The sequence below is a fragment of the Pseudomonas sp. SMN5 genome, assembly GCF_052041925.1.
GTDB lineage: Bacteria > Pseudomonadota > Gammaproteobacteria > Pseudomonadales > Pseudomonadaceae > Aquipseudomonas.
Genome location: NZ_JBKGGX010000003.1, coordinates 37353 through 52905, shown reverse-complemented (window position 1 = coordinate 52905; position 15553 = coordinate 37353). Strand labels below are relative to the sequence as shown.

Genomic DNA, 15553 nt, shown 5'->3' with positions numbered 1-15553 from the left:
TCATTGGACCCAGTTGCCGATGTCGGCGGCAACCCCATCGCCCCCCGGCATGCCATCGGCGCCCAGCGAGAACAGGTCGTAGCTGCCATCGGCGGATTTGTAGCCCGGGTTCAGATATTGGTAGGGCGTGCCCCAGGGATCGATCGGCAGGCTTTTCAGATAACCCTGGGGGTTCCAGTTCCTGGGCGCAGGCGTGCCGGACGGGCGTTTGTTCAGCGCCTCCAGGCCTTGCTGGGTCGAGGGGTAGTGGAAGTTATCGAGACGGTACATTTCCAGCGCTGTGGAGATCGCCTGGATATCGGTGCGGGCGGCCGTGATCTTGGCCTGGTCGGGCCGGCTCATGAACTGCGGCACGACAATGGCACCGAGCACACCGATGATGACCACCACCACCATGATTTCGATCAGGGTAAAGCCGCGCTGATGGCGGGCCGCTGGGTTGTTTACAGGTTTCATGGGTCAGTTCACCAATTGGTTGAGGCTCAGGATAGGAAGGAGAATGGCCAGGACGATCAGCAGCACGACGCCGCCCATCAGTACCAACATGGCCGGTTCGAAAAGGCTCACCACCAGGGCGATGCGCGCCGCGAGGCTGGCCTCCTGTTGTTCGGCGGCCCGGGCCAGCATGCTGTCGAGTTCGCCGACCCGCTCGCCGCTGGCGATCATGTGCAGCATCAGCGGCGGAATGTCCCCGCCGAGCTCCAACCCACGGGTCAGGGTCCCGCCCTCGCGGACCGAACGGGCGACATCGGCCATGCGCCCGCGAATCGTCAGGTTGCCGATCACTTGGGCGGCGATGTGCAGCGCCTCCACCAGCGGCACCGCGCTTTTACTGAGGATGGCCAGGGTGCTGGCGAACCGGGCCGCTTCCATGGCCCGCAGCACTTCGCCCAGCACCGGCAGCCGGAGCACCAGACGATGCCAGCGCAGACGCCACGTCGCCTGGCGCAGGCTCCAGCGCCACAACCCGAACAGCCCGGCCAGTGCGCCGAGCAACAGCAGGCCGTAGGCGCGTAACCCATCACTCGCGGCGATCATGGCTCGGGTCAGCCAAGGCAACGACTGGCCGCTGTCGACGAAAATCTTCACTACATCCGGCACCACGTAGCCCAACAGGAACGCGACAATCGCCACGCAGGCCAGCATCAGGATCAACGGATAGACCAACGCCAGCTGGATGCGCTGGCGCGATGCCTGGCGCGCCTGGGTGTAGCTCGCCAGTTGTTCCAGCACCTGGCCCAGGTGACCGGATTGCTCGCCCGCCGCCACCGTGGCGCAGAACAGTTCGGGAAATGCCTGGGGGAATGCCCGCAAAGCCGTCGCCAGCGAATGGCCCTCCATGACGCGACTGCGTACCGCCGACAACAGATGGCTGACGCGGCGCTTCTGACTCTGCTGCGCCACGGCGCCCAGGGATTCCTCAAGGGGCAGGCCGGCCTGGACCAAGGTGGAAAGCTGCAAGGTCAGCAACGCCAGGTCTGCCGCGCTCAAGCGCCTCCCGGTCTGTCGAGGGCCGATCGCTCGTGGCTCGCCGGCATCGTGCACCGCGCTGGGCAGCAGGCCACGCTCGCGCAATAACTGGCGGGCATGACGCGGGCTGTCGGCCTCGATGCGGCCCTTGCAGCGACGGCCACGGGTGTCCTCGGCGCGATAGTCGAAGGTCGGCATGGCGCTACTCCTCCTGGGTGATGCGCAGCAGCTCATCGACACTGGTCAGGCCTTCCAGTACCCGCTGACGTCCGTCCTGGAACAGGCTGCGAGAATTCTTGCGCGCCTCGCAGGCCAGCGCCTGCTCGCTGGCACCCTGGTGAATCAGTTGCGAGAAGGCGGGGCTGACAGCCACCAGTTCATAAATGCCGAAGCGCCCGCGATAGCCTTTCTGGCACTGATCGCAGCCCTGGGCCCGGAACAGCCGTGGGGCGGCGTCGGCTTCCAGACCGAGGCGGCGGCAGGTCGCGGCGTCGGCCACATAGGGCGTCTTGCAGGCCGGGCACAAGGCGCGTAACAAGCGCTGGGCCACGATGCCCGCCAGGGACGAAGCCAGCAGATACGCATCCACGCCCATGTCCACCAGCCGCGTGACCGCGCCGACGGCGGTATTGGTGTGCAGGGTCGACAGCACCAGGTGTCCGGTCAGGGAGGCCTGGACCGCAATCTCGGCGGTCTCGCGGTCACGTATCTCACCGACCATCACCACGTCCGGGTCCTGGCGCAGGATGGCCCGTAAGCCACGGGCGAAGGTCATGTCGACTTTCGGGTTGACCGGCATCTGGCCGATGCCCGGCAGGTGGTATTCGATCGGGTCTTCGACGGTGAGGATATTGCGGCTCTGGTCGTTGATGCTGCTCAGCGCCGCATACAGGCTGGTGGTCTTGCCCGAACCCGTGGGGCCGGTGACCAGCACGATGCCGTGGGGTTTGCCCAGCAGTTGGCGCAGGCCCGCCAGGGTATCGTCGGGCAGCCCCAGGCGCTCCAGCTCCAGGCGCCCGGCCTGCTTGTCGAGCAGGCGCAACACCACCCGCTCGCCATGGGCCGACGGCAGGGTCGAGACCCGCACGTCGACTTCATGCCCGGCCAGGCGCAAGGCCATGCGCCCGTCCTGGGGCACGCGTTTCTCGGCAATATCCAGGCGCGCCATGACCTTGATCCGCGACACCAGCAGACTCGCCAGCTCCCGGCGCGGACGGAGCATTTCCTGCAACTGGCCGTCGATGCGCATGCGCACCGAGAGGTACTGCTCGAAGGTTTCCAGGTGCACGTCGGAGGCGTGTTCCCGCACCGCTTCGCTGAGCAAGGCGTTGATCAGCCGGATGATCGGCGCATCGCCCTGCTCCTCCAACAGGTCGGTGGTCTGCGGCACCTGATCGGCCAGGCTGAGCAGGTCCAATTCCTCGTCCAGGCCTTGGGCAACCTGCTCGGCCGCACTCTGGCCCTGGCGATAGACACTGGCCAGGCGCATCGCGAACGGCGCGGGGTCCAGGAGCTCGACAGGCAGATCCCGACCGCACAGGCGCCGCACTTCCGCCACGGCGCTCAACGGCGCATCCCGGCGCAGGACCAGGCTCAGGTCCGGCCCCTCGCCTTGCAGCAGCACGCCGAAACGCCGGGCGAAACCAAAGGGCAGCTGCTCGCTCACGGTTCCTCCGAGCGCGGTTGACGCAGGTCGCTCACCGGCGCCTCGCTGGATGGCTCGAACAACTGGCGGGCGTCCCGAGGCAACAGCAGCGAGTTGTTCTTGCGCGAACCCGGTTTGCTCAATTCCCGCAACGCGTCGTAGCGCTGGCGACTCACATCGGCCAGGTCTTCGCTGCTGCGCACGATGGTTGGCCGCAGGAACACCATCAGGTTGCTCTTGGTCTGGGTGTCGCGGTTCCAGCGAAACAGCGCGCCCAGGTAGGGAATACTGCGCAGCAAAGGCACGCCGCTTTCCTGGGTCCGGACACTGTCGCGGATCAGCCCGCCGATCACGATGATCTGCCCATCGTCTGCCAGGATCGTGCTCTTCAGGGCGCGCTTGTTGGTGATCAGGTCCGATGAGTCCACACCGGAGACCGCCGGCGCGATGTCCGAGACTTCTTGCTGGACCTCCAGGCGCAAGGTCGAACCTTCATTGATATAGGGCTTGACCTTGAGGCTGATGCCGACGTCCTTGCGCTCCACGGTGGTGAACGGATTGTCCGCCCCGCTGCTGTTGGTGGCGTAGGAGCCGGTCTTGAACGGGACGTTCTGGCCGACGATGATCTCCGCTTCCTGGTTGTCCAGGGTCAGCAGGCTGGGCGTGGAAAGCAGATTGCTGTGGCTGTTACCCGCCAGCGCCGAGACCAGCGCGCTGAAACGATCCCCGCCCAGGCGCAGGACCGCGCCTTCCGGGGCTTTTTCAAGGTCATCGAAATTCAGGCCACCCAGGACCGGGATATTGGTTCCCGGGAAATTGACGAAGCCGTTGGCGCTGCCACTGTTGAGGCTCCACTGCACGCCAAGGGCTTCAGAAATGTCCCCGGTGATCTCGACGATGGCTGCGTGGATAAGCACCTGAGCGCGAGGCTGGTCCAACTCGCGGACGATGTTTTCGATGGTGCGCACCTGGGCCGGTTCGGCGATCAGCACCAAGGCATTCTGGCTCTCGTCGGCTTTGATCACGAACGGGCTGGCAGCGCCGGTCTCCCGCTGGCCAGCCAGCGTCGACGTGGCTTTCTTCTCCTGACCGACGCCTTCCAGCACTTCGGCCAACTGCCTGGCATCGCTGTGGCGCAGGCGGATCACCCGTGCATTGCCTTGGGAGGCGGCTGGCGGTACATCCAGGGTGCGGGCCAGATCGACCAGGCGCTGGCGTACCGCCGGCGCGCCGACGATCACCAGGCGATTGCTGCGCGGGTCGCCGATCACCAGGCCAGCCATGTCCCCCTCGCGCTTGCCGGCAGAAGCTTCCACCAGTGGCGCGATGTCCGCGGCCTGGGCATGCCGCAACGGCAGTACCACATGATTGCGATTGCGCCCTGAATCCAGCTGTTGCACCACCGTGGTGATGCGCTGGACATTGGCGACCGTGTCAGTGACCACCAATGCATTGGACGACACTGAGGGCCCCACATAACCGTTACCCGACACGAGCGGCCGGACCAGTCCGGCGATATCGGCGGCGATGCTCGATTGCAGCTCGACGACCCGGGTGACGAATTGCGACGGCGTGGCGCTTTCGGTATCGCTGGTACCGGCGCGCGTCTTGGCATCGCTGACCGGAGTGATCAGGATCCGCTCGCCTTCGTCGATCACCGTGAAATTGTGTGCATCGAGCACCGAGTAAAACAGCCGACGCACGCCTTCACGATCCAGCGCCTGACGAGACGTGACGCTGATCCGTCCCGACACGCGAGGGTCGAGCACTACGGTCTTGCCGAGGATCCCGGAAATCTCATCGACCACGTCGCGCAGTTCCGCATTGTTCATCGCCAGTTGCCAACGGCCCTCTTCGGCTCGTAGCGAACCGGCAAACGCCAAAGGACAGCACACGGCAAGACAGAACAGGACGCGCGAAACACGCCCCCGGATAAAGCTGTTCATGATTCGATCACTCTGATTGCCCGACCACCGGGCGTAGGTATTGCGAGGAAATAAGCGTCGCAGGGGGCCTGTCGTCGGGCCCCAACCGACGCAACAGCGGCTGAGCGGTCTGTTGCAGGACGACCCGCTCCTCCCGACCGTTGCGCCACAAGGCCACGTGGCCGGCCTCGACCCGGCGCAGTACGCTGCCGCCCGGCAGGCGTTCACCCACCTGGTACATCCGCGCGCCGGCGGCGTCCGCCAGCAATGCCTTCGACAAACCCTGGTCCGCGACAAAGATGGCCTGCAAGGTGATCGGCTCGGCGCTCTGCGCTTGGGCTCCTTCAGGCATCAGACCGAGCACGCTTGCCACGGCTTGTACATTGGGTCGCTCGGGGACCGGGACGGCTGGCGCAACGACCGGTACTGGCACATCACGGTGCAATGCCTGGCGATATCGCCACTCCTGCACCGCCAGGAATACCCCGTACAGCAGCGGAACGAGCACCAGCAGAATCGTCGGCAACCAGCTACCGCCCCCGCGCAGAAGACTCATCGCTGCCCTCGCTCGATCACCGCGCCCGGTGCCTTGGCGAATGACATCCGCCGCACGACCCGGCGCCCGGAACACTCATGCCAGAGCACCGCACACAAATGCAGGGCGACGAGCCCGGAAAGCACCATGCAAGATCCGGTATGGATTACGTTGGCCAGCTCGATCAGCGCCGGGTCGTCCAGTGGTTGGGGAATTCGCACGAGTCCGAAGACGCTAATGGCGCTTTTCATCATCAACACGCCCGTCACCAGCACCACACCGACGGTCAGGTAGATCAGCGTGTGAACCGCCAATGCCAATCGCTTGTTCAGCGAAAGCGCCTGCCCATGAGGCTCAAGCTCGCGAACGAACAGCCAGGCTCGCCACGCGAACAGCGGAATGAGCAACGTGGTCAGCGACACATTGAGCGACCCGACCCAATGTTCCACCGAAGCTGAAACGGGCATGTATGCCACATAAAAACCGGACACCAGCGCCCATAAGATAATCACCGCCGACAGCCAGTGCAGCAGCACCCGTCGCCCGGAATAATTGGAATGCATGTCTGCGTCCTCCTTTAAGGCTCCAGGCAACCACGCGGGTCGCCTGGAGCCGTGCCTGTCAGGACTTACAGCTTGTCCCAGGCGCTCTGCCAGGAGGCACCGACGCCCGGCTCGAAGCCGTTGGCGTTCGGGGTGTATTGCTTGCAGTAGCCGGACGCAGGGAATGGCTTGCATTCGAAGACTTCGTCGGTCTTGGGTTGCAGCACTTTGGTACCGGCGGTGTAGTCGCTGAGCCCTTCAGGGAATACGAAGTCGTACTCGATGCCCGCGCCTTCACCGATCAGGGTGACGCTCTGGGTATCCTGGCGAGTGCTGCGTCCGTCTTCGGTGGTCCCCACCAGCGTCAGGGTGTGGGCGCCCGGCACACTGCGTACATCAATGCTCAGCCCGGTGTTGCCTTCAGCCACGGTCTGGCTCACCGCACCCACCTGCTTGTTGTTTTCATCGAACAGCGTGGCCTGCAGGTCCATCCTGCGATTGGTCTGCGCTGCGAACGCCATGCTGACCCGACCCTTGTCCAGTACATATTCCGGCTGCAGGGAAGCGACCTCCATGCTGGCGCCAGGGTCTTCCTTCATGTCCAACTGCACTTCATAGCGGGTCACGCCGCTTTCTTTCTGGGCGTACAGCTTGTTGGTGCCCTTGATCGGCGTGATATTGCCCTCGTCATCGCGGATACCGGCACGAATCAGGGGATAGGCCTTGTTGAGGGCGTCGGCCAGTTTGAACGACCAGTTCTCAGGCCGGCCTTCCTCGGCGTTGTCGATGCTGATCTCGATGCTGTACTCGGCATTTTCACCGGTTGCGGAGAATGCCCGGGCCTTGACCTTGTCTCCGGCCAGCAGTGGCGCCGACGGCGCAATGCTGCCCACCGGGGACCAGCCGCCCGGCAATGCGGCTTCGGCGAGAATGTTCACATCCGTCGGGTTGTAGAATGCGTTATCGGTATCGCCGACCGTCCAGACCGCCAGGATGACGTGATGGCCCGACTTGCTGTCGGGAATCACACAATTGTGCTCGGTGCCGCTTACCGGAATCTGATTACCGCCATCGATCGTGCAGAACGGTGCGCTGTCGAACGATGCACGCTTGAGTGGCTTGTTCGGGTTCCAACCGTCACGGGTAATGAAATATTCGTGCTTGGTCGCCGGATGCGGGGCGATATATCGCCATTGAAAGGCGATGTTGCGATCACGGATTTCGGTCAGCTGCCAGCGAGTGGAGGACTGCGCATCCAAGGCGGAAAACAGCGAGTTGCCACCACTGGCGATTTTGCCGTCGAACGGGCCTTGCAGCGGGGCGCCGCCTGCTCCGTTCGGGAAGCCCTTGAATGTCTCGCCGGTACTATGAGGTTCGTATTGGGCGCCACCGCAGTTTTTGTTTTCACCTTGTCGGCACAACAATGCGCGCGACGGTGGCACTTCGAGATAACCGTGGGCCAGCGCACCCTGGGACACGGCCAGAGACGACAACATAACTAAGGAGGAGGTGCACCCCATTAATAGATTGCGCTTGTTGAAATTGTTTTTCATATAAGTTCCAGACTATCCATCGAGTTTTAAAAAGACGTATTACCGCCCTTTGCAAGGCGCGCCGGATCGTCAGCGCCAGACCTTACAAGCGCCGAACCTTATAGAAACTCGCACGTTCCCTATGTAGGAAAATTCTCTCAAAACAGAAGGAATGATCTCTGATTCCACTTCCCTTACATAACTAGAGAAACTTCTTACGGGCGGTAAATAACTATCAAACAAAAACCAAACAGATACGTCAGACAAAACCTCTGCCCGAGTGAAAATTGAATAGATAAAACAACAAGACATTAAAAAGCCTGTCCGACACGAGTCCGGACAGGCTGGGTGATTCGGGCTGCGATTCAGGCGTGGTATTGCGCCGACAACTCGTGCACCGCACGCAGGAACGCACCGGCATGTTCCGGATCGACTTCCGGAGTGATGCCATGGCCCAGGTTGAACACATGGCCGCCGCCACTGCCGTAGCTGGCGAGGATGCGCCCGACCTCAGCGCGGATCGCTTCAGGCTTGGCGTAGAGCACGGTCGGGTCCATGTTGCCTTGCAAGGCGACTCGATGGCCGACACGTTGGCGAGCGTTGCCGATTTCGCACGTCCAGTCCAGGCCCAGGGCGTCGGCGCCGGCATCAGCGATGCTTTCCAGCCATAGGCCGCCGTTCTTGGTGAACAGGATCACCGGCACCTTACGGCCTTCGTGCTCGCGGATCAGGCCGCTGACGATCTTGCGCATGTAGGCCAGGGAGAACTCCTGGTACGCCGCTGCCGACAGGTTACCGCCCCAGGTATCGAAGATCTGCACCGCTTGTGCACCGGCCCGGATCTGGCCATTGAGGTAGGACGTGACCGACTGCGCCAGCTTGTCCAGCAGCAGATGCATGGCTTGCGGGTTGTCGTAGAGCATGGCCTTGGTCTTGCGGAAGTCCTTGGATGAACCGCCCTCGACCATGTAGGTGGCGAGGGTCCAGGGGCTGCCGGAGAAACCGATCAGCGGCACACGGCCGTTGAGTTCACGGCGGATGGTGCTGACCGCGTCCATGACGTAGCCCAGGTCCTTCTGTGGATCGGGAATCGGCAGCGCTTCGATATCGGCCAGGGTGCTGACGACATTCTTGAAGCGCGGACCTTCGCCTGTCTCGAAGTACAGGCCCTGGCCCATGGCATCGGGAATGGTGAGGATGTCGGAGAACAGAATCGCCGCATCCAGCTGCGGGTAACGGTCCAGCGGCTGCAACGTGACCTCACAGGCGAACTGCGGGTTCATGCACAGGCTCATGAAGTCGCCGGCCTTGGCGCGACTGGCGCGGTATTCCGGCAGGTAGCGACCCGCCTGGCGCATCATCCACACCGGGGTGACGTCTACGGGTTGCTTGAGCAGGGCGCGAAGGAAACGGTCGTTCTTCAGGGCAGTCATGTCGGCATCCGGAAAAAAAGTGCGGGCATTTTCTCAGAGCGCGACGCAAAAGGCACGGCGAGAGCCGTGCCTTTTATCTATCGGGGCAATTTGTCGCATAAAAGCAGTTGCAAGCTATGAGCGGCAAGCCACAAGTGCCTGCTTCAACTTGAAGCTTGTAGCTTGTAGCTTGTAGCTTGTAGCTTGTAGCTTGTAGCTTGTAGCTTGTAGCTTGTAGCTTGAAGCTTGAAGCTTGTAGCTTGAAGCTTGAAGCTTGCAGCTGGGGTCTTTAGACCCCCAGGTAATCCAGAATCCCCTCAGCCGCATTACGGCCTTCGAAGATCGCTGTCACCACCAGGTCGGAACCGCGGACCATGTCGCCGCCGGCGAAGATCTTCGGGTTGCTGGTCTGATGCTTGTACTGGCCCTGTTCCGGGGCCACGACGCGACCCTGGCTGTCGGTCTGGATGCTGAACTGTTCGAACCAGGGCGCCGGGCTCGGGCGGAAACCGAAGGCGATCACCACGGCGTCGGCCGGGATGATTTCTTCGGAGCCCGGGATCGGCTCGGGACTGCGACGGCCACGGGCGTCCGGTTCGCCGAGACGGGTCTCGACCACCTTCACGCCTTCGACCTTGTCTTCACCGACGATGGCGATCGGCTGGCGGTTGTAGAGGAATTTCACGCCCTCTTCCTTGGCGTTCTTCACCTCTTTGCGCGAGCCGGGCATGTTGGCCTCGTCACGACGGTAGGCGCAGGTCACCGACTTGGCGCCCTGGCGAATCGAGGTGCGGTTGCAGTCCATCGCCGTGTCGCCGCCGCCCAGGACCACGACCTTCTTGCCCTTCATGTCGACGAAATCGTCCGGCGACTTTTCAAAGCCCAGGTTGCGGTTGACGTTGGCGATCAGGAAGTCGAGTGCGTCATACACGCCCGGCAGGTCCTCGCCGGCAAAACCGCCCTTCATGTAGGTGTAGGTGCCCATGCCCATGAACACTGCATCGTATTCTTCGAGCAGTTGCTCCATGGTCACGTCCTTGCCCACTTCGGTGTTCAGACGGAACTCGATGCCCATGCCGGTGAAGACTTCGCGACGATTGCTCAGCACAGTCTTTTCCAGCTTGAACTCCGGGATGCCAAAGGTCAGCAGGCCACCGATCTCCGGGTTCTTGTCGAACACCACCGGCGTCACGCCACCGCGCACCAGTACGTCGGCACACCCCAGGCCCGCCGGGCCGGCACCGATGATCGCCACGCGCTTGCCAGTCGGCTTGACCTTGGACATGTCGGGGCGCCAGCCCATGGCGAACGCGGTATCGGTGATGTACTTCTCCACCGAACCGATGGTCACCGCGCCAAAACCGTCGTTCAAAGTGCAGGCACCTTCGCACAGGCGGTCCTGCGGGCAAACCCGGCCGCAGACTTCCGGCAAGGTGTTGGTCTGGTGCGACAATTCGGCGGCCTGGAGAATGTTGCCCTCGGCCACCAGCTTCAGCCAGTTGGGAATGAAGTTGTGCACCGGGCACTTCCATTCGCAATACGGGTTGCCACAACCCAGGCAGCGGTGGGCCTGGTCGGCCGACTGCTGGGGTTTGAAAGGCTCGTAGATCTCCACGAATTCTTTCTTGCGTTGACGCAACAGTTTCTTCTTCGGATCCTTGCGCCCGACATCGATGAACTGGAAGTCGTTATTCAGACGTTCAGCCATTGTTAAAACCTCATCAAACTCTTCAGGCGCATATCACTGCGGGTTGGCACGAGTGCTGGAAAGCAACGACTTCAGGTTGGCAGCCTTAGGCTTGACCAGCCAGAAACGGCGCAAGTAGTCATCGAGGTTTTCGGCGAGTTCACGACCCCACTCGCTGTCGGTTTCGGTGACGTACTCGTTCAGCACGTTTTGCAGGTGGCTGCGATAGGCTTCCATCGCCTCGCCGCTGATCCGCTGGATTTCCACCAGTTCGTGGTTGACCCGGTCAACGAAGGTGTTGTCCTGGTCGAGCACATAGGCGAAACCACCGGTCATGCCTGAGCCGAAGTTGTAACCGGTCTTGCCCAACACGCAGACGAAGCCACCGGTCATGTACTCGCAGCAGTGATCACCGGTGCCTTCCACCACGGTGTGGGCGCCGGAGTTGCGCACGGCGAAACGCTCGCCCGCGGTGCCGGCGGCAAACAGTTTGCCGCCAGTCGCGCCGTACAGGCAGGTGTTGCCGATGATGGCACTGTCCTGGGTCTTGTAGACGCTGCCCTTGGGCGGAACGATGACCAGCTTGCCGCCGGTCATGCCTTTGCCCACGTAGTCGTTGGCATCGCCTTCCAGGTACAGGTTCAGGCCGCCGGCGTTCCACACGCCGAAACTCTGGCCTGCGGTGCCCTTGAAGCGGAACGTGATCGGCGCCTTGGCCATGCCCTGGTTGCCATGCTTACGCGCGATTTCACCGGAGATCCGTGCGCCGATGGAGCGGTCGCAGTTGCAGATATCCAGCTCGAACTCGGCACCGCTGAGATCGTTGATCGCCGCAGCGGCCATGTCGACCATTTTCTCGGCCAGCTCACCCTTGTCGAAGGGCGGGTTGCGATCAACCTCACAGAATTGCGGCTTGTCCGCCGGGATCAGGTCACTGCCCAGCAACGGGGTCAGGTCCAGGTGATGTTGCTTGGCGGTCTGGCCTTCGATCACTTCCAGAAGATCGGTACGGCCGATCAGCTCTTCGAGCGAGCGCACGCCCAGCTTCGCCAGCCACTCACGGGTTTCCTCGGCCACGTAGGTGAAGAAATTCACCACCATGTCCACGGTACCGATGTAGTGGTCCTTGCGCAGCTTGTCGTTCTGGGTCGCCACGCCGGTGGCGCAGTTGTTCAGGTGACAGATGCGCAGGTATTTGCAGCCCAGCGCGATCATCGGCGCGGTGCCGAAGCCGAAGCTCTCGGCGCCGAGGATCGCGGCCTTGATCACGTCGAGGCCGGTTTTCAGGCCGCCGTCGGTCTGCACCCGGACCTTGCCACGCAGGTCGTTGCCGCGCAGGGTCTGGTGGGTTTCCGCCAGGCCCAGTTCCCACGGTGCACCGGCGTACTTGATGGACGTCAGCGGCGATGCGCCGGTGCCGCCGTCGTAGCCGGAGATGGTGATCAGGTCGGCATAAGCCTTCGCCACGCCAGCGGCGATGGTGCCCACACCGGCTTCCGCCACCAGTTTCACCGAGACCAGCGCCTTGGGGTTCACCTGCTTGAGGTCGAAGATCAGTTGCGACAAGTCTTCGATCGAATAGATGTCATGGTGCGGCGGCGGCGAGATCAGCGTCACGCCAGGCACCGCATAACGCAGCTTGGCGATCAGGCCGTTGACCTTGCCACCCGGCAACTGGCCACCCTCGCCGGGCTTGGCACCCTGTGCCACCTTGATCTGCAGCACTTCAGCGTTGACCAGATACTCCGGCGTCACACCGAAACGGCCGGTCGCGACCTGCTTGATTTTCGAGCTCTTGAGGGTGCCGTAGCGCGCCGGATCCTCACCACCTTCGCCGGAGTTGGAACGCGCACCGAGGCGGTTCATGGCTTCGGCCAGGGCTTCGTGGGCTTCCGGAGACAGAGCGCCCAGGGAAATACCGGCCGAGTCGAAACGCTTGAGCACCGATTCCAGCGGTTCCACTTCGCTGATAGCCAGCGGCGTATCCAGGGTCTTGACCTTGAGCAGGTCGCGAATCATCGACACCGGACGGTTGTCCACCAGCGCGGTGTATTCCTTGAACTTGGCGTAGTCGCCCTGCTGCACGGCGGCCTGCAGGGTGTTGACCACGTCGGGGTTGTAGGCATGGTACTCGCCACCGTGGACGAACTTCAGAAGGCCGCCCTGCTGGATCGGCTTGCGCGGGCTCCAGGCTTCGGCCGCCAGGGCTTTCTGTTCGGCTTCGATGTCAACGAAACGCGCCCCCTTGATGCGGCTCGGCACGCCACGGAAACTCAGCTCGCAGACTTCTTCGGACAGACCGATGGCCTCGAACAGTTGCGCACCGCGATACGAGGCGATGGTCGAGATACCCATCTTCGACAGGATCTTGAGCAGGCCCTTGGTGATGCCCTTGCGGTAGTTCTTGAACACCTCATAGAGGTCGCCCAGCACTTCACCGGTACGGATCAGGTCGCCCAGCACTTCGTAGGCCAGGAACGGATAGACCGCCGAGGCACCGAAACCGATCAGCACCGCAAAGTGGTGCGGGTCGCGGGCTGTGGCGGTTTCCACCAGGATGTTGGAATCGCAGCGCAGGCCTTTTTCGGTCAGGCGATGGTGCACCGCGCCGGTGGCCAGGGACGCGTGGATCGGCAGCTTGCCCGGGGCGATATGGCGGTCGGTCAGCACGATCTGGGTGCGACCTGCACGCGCCGCTTCTTCAGCCTGATCGGCGACGTTGCGGATGGCCGCTTCCAGGCCGACGCTTTCGTCGTAGTTCAGGTCGATGACCTGGCGCGCGAAGCCCGGACGGTCGAGGTTGGTCAGCGAACGCCACTTGGCCGGGGAGATCACCGGCGAGCTGAGGATCACCCGCGAGGCGTGCTCCGGCGATTCCTGGAAGATGTTGCGCTCGGCGCCCAGGCAGATTTCCAGGGACATCACGATGGCTTCGCGCAGCGGGTCGATCGGTGGGTTGGTCACCTGGGCGAACTGCTGGCGGAAATAGTCGTATGGCGTGCGTACACGCTGCGACAGCACGGCCATTGGCGTGTCGTCGCCCATGGAACCGACGGCTTCATAGCCTTGCTCACCCAGCGGACGCAGCACCTGGTCACGCTCTTCGAACGTCACCTGGTACATCTTCATGTACTGCTTGAGCTGGTCGACGTCGTAGAAAGCCGAGCCGTGGTCGTTGTCTTCCATGGTCGCCTGGATGCGCAGGGCGTTCTTGCGCAACCATTGCTTGTACGGATGACGGGACTTGAGTCGGTTGTCGATGGCATCGGTGTCGAGGATCTGGCCGGTTTCGGTGTCCACGGCGAAGATCTGGCCAGGGCCTACGCGGCCCTTGGCAATGACGTCTTCGGGCTGGTAGTTCCAGACGCCGATTTCCGACGCCAGGGTGATGAAACCGTTGGTGGTGGTGACCCAGCGCGCCGGGCGCAGGCCGTTGCGGTCGAGCAGGCAAACGGCATAGCGACCGTCGGTCATCACGATACCGGCCGGGCCGTCCCACGGCTCCATGTGCATGGAGTTGTATTCGTAGAACGCCCGCAGGTCCGGGTCCATGGTCTCGACGTTCTGCCATGCCGGCGGCACCAGCATGCGCACGCCGCGGAACAGGTCGATACCGCCGGTCACCATCAATTCGAGCATGTTGTCCATGCTCGAGGAGTCCGAACCCACGCGGTTGACCAGCGGACCGAGCTCTTCGAGGTCCGGCATCAGGTCGTTGGCGAACTTGGTGCGACGGGCCAGCGCCCAGTTACGGTTGCCGGTAATGGTGTTGATCTCGCCGTTGTGGGCGAGGAAGCGGAATGGCTGGGCCAGCGGCCATTTCGGCAGGGTGTTGGTGGAGAAGCGCTGGTGGAACACGCAGATCGCGGTTTTCAGGCGCTCGTCGCTCAGGTCCGGATAAAAGGCGGTAAGGTCCGCCGGCATCATCAGGCCTTTATAGATGATGGTCTTGTGGGAAAAGCTGCAGATGTAGTGATCGGTGTCGGCGGCGTTTGCCACGGACGAGCGACGACGGGAGCTGAACAGCTTGATCGACATTTCCTGGTCGCTCAGGCCTTCGCCGGCGATGAACACCTGTTCGATCTGCGGCAGGCGCTCAAGGGCCAGGCGGCCGAGGACGCTGGTGTCGATCGGCACTTTACGCCAACCCACCAGTTGCAGGCCGGCGGCCAGGATCTCGCGGTTCATGTTCTCGCGAGCCGCTTGGGCCTTCACCGGATCCTGGTTGAAGAACACCATGCCCACGGCGTATTGCTTGGGCAGGGTCACGCCGAACGTTTCCTGGGCAATGGCTCGCAGGAACTCGTCTGGCTTTTGAATCAGCAAGCCACAACCATCACCGGTCTTGCCGTCGGCGTTGATCCCACCGCGGTGGGTCATGCAGGTCAGGGCCTCAATGGCCGTTTGCAAAAGGGTATGGCTGGGCTCGCCCTGCATGTGGGCTATCAGGCCGAAACCGCAGTTATCCTTGAATTCATCTGGTTGGTACAGACCTGCTTTCATAGACACTTTCTCACCAGGCTGCCTCTTTCGAGGCAAATTTCTTTTCAATTCAACCAGTTGCATTCCGCGCCGAACGTACGCCAGCTTTGCGGGGGCAAAAGGGAGGTCATTGTACACACCGACACAGAGCCCCACAAATTTGACGACGAACTGTCGCAAATTCATGTCGCATTTGTGAAAGGTTTAAAGCTATATGCTGTGCTAGTCAAAACTTTTTTGGGTTCGACCGCTACGACTCAAACGCTACTGTGACGCAGACACCACAAGGCGCGCGGCCCGAAAAGGTCGCTCGCCCTTGTGGA

At 62.4% G+C, this 15553-nt stretch carries 10 protein-coding genes; all 10 read right to left on the bottom strand.

Annotation, left to right across the window (positions count from 1 at the left end):
• On the bottom strand, positions 1-456 hold the full coding sequence (gene gspG / locus ACLEJR_RS03645; RefSeq protein WP_440812183.1) for a type II secretion system major pseudopilin GspG: 456 nt from the start codon (positions 454-456) through the stop codon (positions 1-3).
• Between the two features lie 3 nt (positions 457-459).
• Positions 460-1668, bottom strand: coding sequence for a type II secretion system inner membrane protein GspF (gspF, locus tag ACLEJR_RS03640; RefSeq protein WP_440812181.1), 1209 nt, complete (start codon positions 1666-1668; stop codon positions 460-462).
• A gap of 4 nt (positions 1669-1672) precedes the next feature.
• The gene (gene gspE / locus ACLEJR_RS03635; RefSeq protein ID WP_440812179.1) at positions 1673-3136 is read right to left on the bottom strand and encodes a type II secretion system ATPase GspE; all 1464 of its coding nucleotides are present in this window, start codon (positions 3134-3136) and stop codon (positions 1673-1675) included.
• Positions 3133-5061 carry a type II secretion system secretin GspD gene (gene gspD / locus ACLEJR_RS03630; protein ID WP_440812177.1) on the bottom strand — a complete coding sequence of 643 codons (1929 nt, stop codon included), beginning with the start codon at positions 5059-5061 and terminating at the stop codon, positions 3133-3135. The genes gspE and gspD overlap by 4 nt, the downstream gene beginning before the upstream one ends.
• Before the next feature lie 7 nt (positions 5062-5068).
• Entirely contained in the window at positions 5069-5596 is a 528-nt protein-coding gene (locus ACLEJR_RS03625) for a type II secretion system protein N (protein ID WP_440812174.1), read from the bottom strand.
• Complete coding sequence (locus ACLEJR_RS03620) at positions 5593-6138, bottom strand: cytochrome b (RefSeq protein ID WP_440812172.1); 546 nt, start codon at positions 6136-6138, stop codon at positions 5593-5595. The genes ACLEJR_RS03625 and ACLEJR_RS03620 overlap by 4 nt, the downstream gene beginning before the upstream one ends.
• Positions 6139-6203: 65 nt before the next feature.
• Positions 6204-7670: an N-acetylglucosamine-binding protein GbpA gene (gene gbpA / locus ACLEJR_RS03615; protein WP_440812169.1), complete on the bottom strand. Its 1467-nt coding sequence runs from the start codon at positions 7668-7670 to the stop codon at positions 6204-6206.
• Positions 7671-8014: 344 nt separating this feature from the next.
• Entirely contained in the window at positions 8015-9082 is a 1068-nt protein-coding gene (gene hemE / locus ACLEJR_RS03610; RefSeq protein WP_440812167.1) for a uroporphyrinogen decarboxylase, read from the bottom strand.
• A 268-nt stretch (positions 9083-9350) separates the two neighbouring features.
• Positions 9351-10769 carry an FAD-dependent oxidoreductase gene (locus ACLEJR_RS03605; RefSeq protein ID WP_440812165.1) on the bottom strand — a complete coding sequence of 473 codons (1419 nt, stop codon included), beginning with the start codon at positions 10767-10769 and terminating at the stop codon, positions 9351-9353.
• A gap of 33 nt (positions 10770-10802) precedes the next feature.
• Complete coding sequence (gltB, locus tag ACLEJR_RS03600; protein WP_440812162.1) at positions 10803-15251, bottom strand: glutamate synthase large subunit; 4449 nt, start codon at positions 15249-15251, stop codon at positions 10803-10805.
• Positions 15252-15553: the final 302 nt, after the last annotated feature.

Coding starts and splice junctions, on each gene's coding strand:
- ACLEJR_RS03605 (WP_440812165.1), bottom strand. CDS start 10,769: ATGGCTGAACGTCTGAATAACGACTTCCAGTTCATCGATGTCGGGCGC.
- gltB (WP_440812162.1), bottom strand. CDS start 15,251: ATGAAAGCAGGTCTGTACCAACCAGATGAATTCAAGGATAACTGCGGT.
- gbpA (WP_440812169.1), bottom strand. CDS start 7,670: ATGAAAAACAATTTCAACAAGCGCAATCTATTAATGGGGTGCACCTCC.
- ACLEJR_RS03625 (WP_440812174.1), bottom strand. CDS start 5,596: ATGAGTCTTCTGCGCGGGGGCGGTAGCTGGTTGCCGACGATTCTGCTG.
- gspF (WP_440812181.1), bottom strand. CDS start 1,668: ATGCCGACCTTCGACTATCGCGCCGAGGACACCCGTGGCCGTCGCTGC.
- hemE (WP_440812167.1), bottom strand. CDS start 9,082: ATGACTGCCCTGAAGAACGACCGTTTCCTTCGCGCCCTGCTCAAGCAA.
- gspG (WP_440812183.1), bottom strand. CDS start 456: ATGAAACCTGTAAACAACCCAGCGGCCCGCCATCAGCGCGGCTTTACC.
- ACLEJR_RS03620 (WP_440812172.1), bottom strand. CDS start 6,138: ATGCATTCCAATTATTCCGGGCGACGGGTGCTGCTGCACTGGCTGTCG.
- gspD (WP_440812177.1), bottom strand. CDS start 5,061: ATGAACAGCTTTATCCGGGGGCGTGTTTCGCGCGTCCTGTTCTGTCTT.